4 protein-coding genes are annotated in these 3991 nt (G+C 37.4%); 1 reads left to right on the plus strand and 3 read right to left on the minus strand.

Going from position 1 to position 3991, the window contains the following annotated elements; all coding sequences use genetic code 11:
* Window positions 1–454 (plus strand): class I SAM-dependent methyltransferase (locus tag AC1DRF_RS18480; RefSeq protein ID WP_477741352.1); only part of this gene is annotated, 454 nt, incomplete at its 5' end.
* A gap of 37 nt (window positions 455–491) precedes the next feature.
* Here the strand turns inward: AC1DRF_RS18480 and AC1DRF_RS18485 are convergent.
* The 3 genes from AC1DRF_RS18485 to AC1DRF_RS18495 are packed head-to-tail and all read right to left on the minus strand — an operon-like array spanning window position 492 to window position 3434.
* Window positions 492–1337 (minus strand): ABC transporter permease, encoded by an 846-nt coding sequence (locus AC1DRF_RS18485; RefSeq protein ID WP_013055566.1) that lies wholly within the window; start codon window positions 1335–1337, stop codon window positions 492–494.
* On the minus strand, window positions 1330–2535 hold the full coding sequence (proV, locus tag AC1DRF_RS18490; protein WP_013055567.1) for a glycine betaine/L-proline ABC transporter ATP-binding protein ProV: 1206 nt from the start codon (window positions 2533–2535) through the stop codon (window positions 1330–1332). The genes AC1DRF_RS18485 and proV overlap by 8 nt, the downstream gene beginning before the upstream one ends.
* A gap of 35 nt (window positions 2536–2570) precedes the next feature.
* Window positions 2571–3434: a glycine betaine ABC transporter substrate-binding protein gene (locus AC1DRF_RS18495; protein ID WP_013055568.1), complete on the minus strand. Its 864-nt coding sequence runs from the start codon at window positions 3432–3434 to the stop codon at window positions 2571–2573.
* Window positions 3435–3991: the final 557 nt, after the last annotated feature.

A 3991-nucleotide genomic window follows, 5' to 3' on the forward strand; every position in this document is an offset into this window, starting at 1 on the left:
GTTTGATACTGTAACGTGCAGAATTGCACCGCACCATTTTCCAAACATTAAACAGTTCATCAAAGAGGTATATCGAGTGTTAAAGCCAGGCGGACAATTCTTGCTCATTGACAATGTAGCCCCGGAAGTGAATGCTTATGACGAGTTTTATAATCGAGTTGAAAAGACAAGAGATCCAAGCCATTATCGTGCTTATAAAAAAACAGAGTGGCTTTCTATGCTTGAAATGCAAGGATTCCGTATAGAAGTGCTGACAACTTTTCCAAAGCGCTTTTTATTTGATGACTGGTGTGGGATGATGAATGTTCCGGAAGAGACAAAGCGTGATCTTACTCAATATATGCTGAATATACCAAGCGGATTTAAGCAGTTTTTCGAAATCAAAACGAATCAACAAAGAATTGAATCGTTTCAAGGAGAAGCAATCTTTGTAGCTTGTTACAAGAATAAATAAAAAGAAGCCAACTCACCGGAGTTGGCTTCTTTTTTACTTATGCTCGTTGTTTTGAACGATTTCCAAAATATTGAGTAATACGGTCTAAAATAATCGCTAAAATAACGATTGAAATTCCGGCTTCAAAGCCCGTGCCAACTTCAAGTCGAGAAACTGCACGATATACTTCCGCACCAAGTCCCGGAGCACCTACAAGAGAGGCGATAACAACCATTGAGAGAGATAGCATGATGCTTTGGTTAATTCCTGCCATGATTGTTTTTGTAGCTAATGGAAGCTGTACTTTAAATAATTTTTGTTTTGTTGTTGAACCGTAGGCATTTGCTGCTTCTACTAAGTCAGCGGGTACTTCACGGATACCTAAGTTCGTTAAGCGAATCGTTGGAGGCATTGCAAAGATAACAGATGAGATAACACCTGGTACCACACCGATTCCAAAGAAGAAAAGTGCTGGAATCAAATAAACAAATGCGGGCATTGTTTGCATAAAGTCTAAGATTGGCGTAATAATTCGAGCCGTCTTTTCGCTTTGAGATGCCCAAATGCCTAGCGGGATTCCTACTATAATCGAAATAAATACGCTTGTTAAAACGAGGGCGAGTGTGTCCATTGTTTCTTGCCAGTAGCCAAGGTTAAGAATAAATAACAGGCCAATCATCGATAAAATAGTAAACGACCATTTTTTACTTGAAAACCAAGCAATGATTCCGACAATTAAGATTAAAATTAATGCTGGGGGAAAGGTTAGCACTAGTACAATAAAACTTACAATACCATCGACAATAGCTGAAATAACATCAAAGAATCCTTTGATATTGTCATTTAAAAACGTGACAAAATGGTCAATCCAATTGCCAACGGGAATTTTAGGGATACTATTCATTTACGTTCACCTCATTACTATCAGTACCGGCGAGTGCTTCAATCACTCGTTCTTTTTTTATGATGCCGCGCAGACGATGGTTTTCATCTACAACTGGTAGCGGAAAGCGACTGATAACCATTTTGTCGTACAAGTTTTCTAGTAGCGTATCTGTTGTAACAGTCGGAATATCCGTATCTAATACGTCTGCTGTCAGTTTATCTTGTTTAATGGCGCGGCTAATATCATCTGCAGTTACAACTCCTAGAAGAGTTTTTTTCTTGTCTACTACATAGATGCTTGAATAACCAGCTTCTTGCATAATTTTAAGCGCCACGCGCGGACCTCGGTCTACGGTAATGGATTCGGCACGATTCATCACGCTTTCAGCTGTGTATACTTTAGCTACATTAACGTCTTCGACAAAGCGCTCGACATAATCATTAGCGGGATTTGTCATAATTTCTTCGGGTGTTCCTACTTGAACAACACTGCCGTCTTTCATTAATACGATTCGATCTCCGATTCGAAGGGCTTCATCAAGATCATGGGTAATAAAAATGATTGTTCGTTCCATTTTTTCTTGAAGCTCTAGTAAGAAATCTTGCATATCTTTACGAATAAGCGGATCTAATGCACTGAATGCTTCATCCATTAGTAAAATGTCAGGGTCATTGGCAAGCGCTCGAGCGAGTCCGACACGCTGCTGCATACCGCCGCTCAGTTCACCAGGATATTGATTTTCGTATCCTTTTAAACCTACTAGTTCAAGCGCTTCTTTTGCTTTTTTTTCACGTTCGGCCTTTGGTGTACCTTGAACTTCTAATCCGTATTCTGTGTTATCAAGAACTGTACGGTGAGGGAATAAGGCAAAGTTTTGGAAGACCATGCTCATTTTTTTTCGGCGCATGTCGCGAAGTTCCTCTTTGTTCATTTTTACTACATCGGCACCGTCTAAAATAAGGGATCCAGATGTTGGTTCAACAAGGCGATTAAACATACGAACTAAAGTGGATTTACCACTTCCAGACAGTCCCATAATAACGAAGATTTCACCGGATTTGATTTCGAAGTTTGCTTGATTAACTCCGATTGTCATTCCTGTTTCTTCTAGAATTTCTTTTTTTGTTTTTCCTTTTTGAAGTAAATCAATCGCTTTTGACGGATTCTTACCAAACACTTTGGTTATATTTTTTACTTTTAATTTTACGTGTTCCATATGTCCACCTCAATTGTTGTTTTCTTTTACGTTCATTAATCTTTTGTCCAACTGTCGACTAGCTTTTTATGCTTTTTTACCCATTCTTGCGCTGCTTCTTCAGGATTGGAAGATTTTTCGACTTGTGACAGAAGAGGACTGATTAATTTATCATTCATCTGTGCATTATTCATCCATTTTATGACTTGAGGATTTGTCTTTTTAAATTCCTTGCTTGTCATTGTGTATATGTTGTCAGGGTCTCCAAACGAATTTTTAGGATCTTTTAAGTATTTGATATCAAAGTCTGCAAAAGCCCAGTGCGGATTCCACATAGTAACAACAATTGGTTTTTTGGCATCATAAGCTTTGCGCAGTTCACTGAGCATAGCTGCTTCAGACGATTTTACAAGCGTATAGCTTTTTAGGTTATAATCTTTTAACGCTTGTTCGGCTAATCCGTTAATACTGGAGCCTGGGTCAATTCCAATGACTTTGTTATCGACATCGGAAGCAACTTTAGCAAGGTCTTCCGTTGTGTTCACGTCTTTCATGTAGGCGGGAACTGCGAATCCTAAGCGTGCGTTTTTAAGCCAAGGGTCTTCAATGTTCACTTGATCTTTATATTTTTTGTAAAAAGGCGCATCTGTTGTAGGGAGCCATGGTGCAAATGAAATATCAATGTCGTCATTAGCTGTTCCTACCCAAACACCAGCTTTCTCTAAGAAAACAGTTCTAACCTTGTAGCCTCGATCTTCTAAAATGTGTTTCCAGACGTACGTGTAGGCGATGTTTTCAGTATAGTTATTCATGCCGATGGTAATGGTTTTTTTATCTTTAAATGCTCCATTACCGTTACCGCAAGCTGAAGTAATAACTAGAAGAAAACAAGTCATGCTGATTAACAATAGTTTCTTCATGCAATGTAACTCCTTTATAAAGTTTTAAATCAAACTGATTAATATGTAAAACGGCTACTAAACACAACGAAATGTATACCCGCTTTTTCAAATGATAAACCTAGAAAATTTAAAATGTGAAATAAACATAGTGGATGATTTTAGATGATGTAAAGTTATTTTTAACTAAAAATGTACATCGTAGTTAAGAGAAATTATGGGAAATAAATGGATGGAATAAGTGACTGTTGAATCAGTTTTACATGTTACCACTCTTTTTTTTACTCCGTCAACTTCAAGTCAAGAGTAATTAGACGATCAAGCTGTATAAATAAACGCGAAAAAGTATCTTTCTAATATAGTTATTTTTTCGGAAGAATAGGTGCTTAAAGAGCGTTGTATCAGCTTTTGCCTTGAATTATAAAAGGAAGGGAAATAACAGTGAGATATATAAGAACCCTGAAGGGAAATTGATAAAATAAAAAATATTTTGGAAGCCGGCATACGACCAATTTTTTAATTAAATTTAAAGATTCAGAAAATTTTATCTTGCGTAATTCTGGTTGCTTATAGTAAAA

This window comes from Priestia sp. P5_B4 (assembly GCF_056400385.1).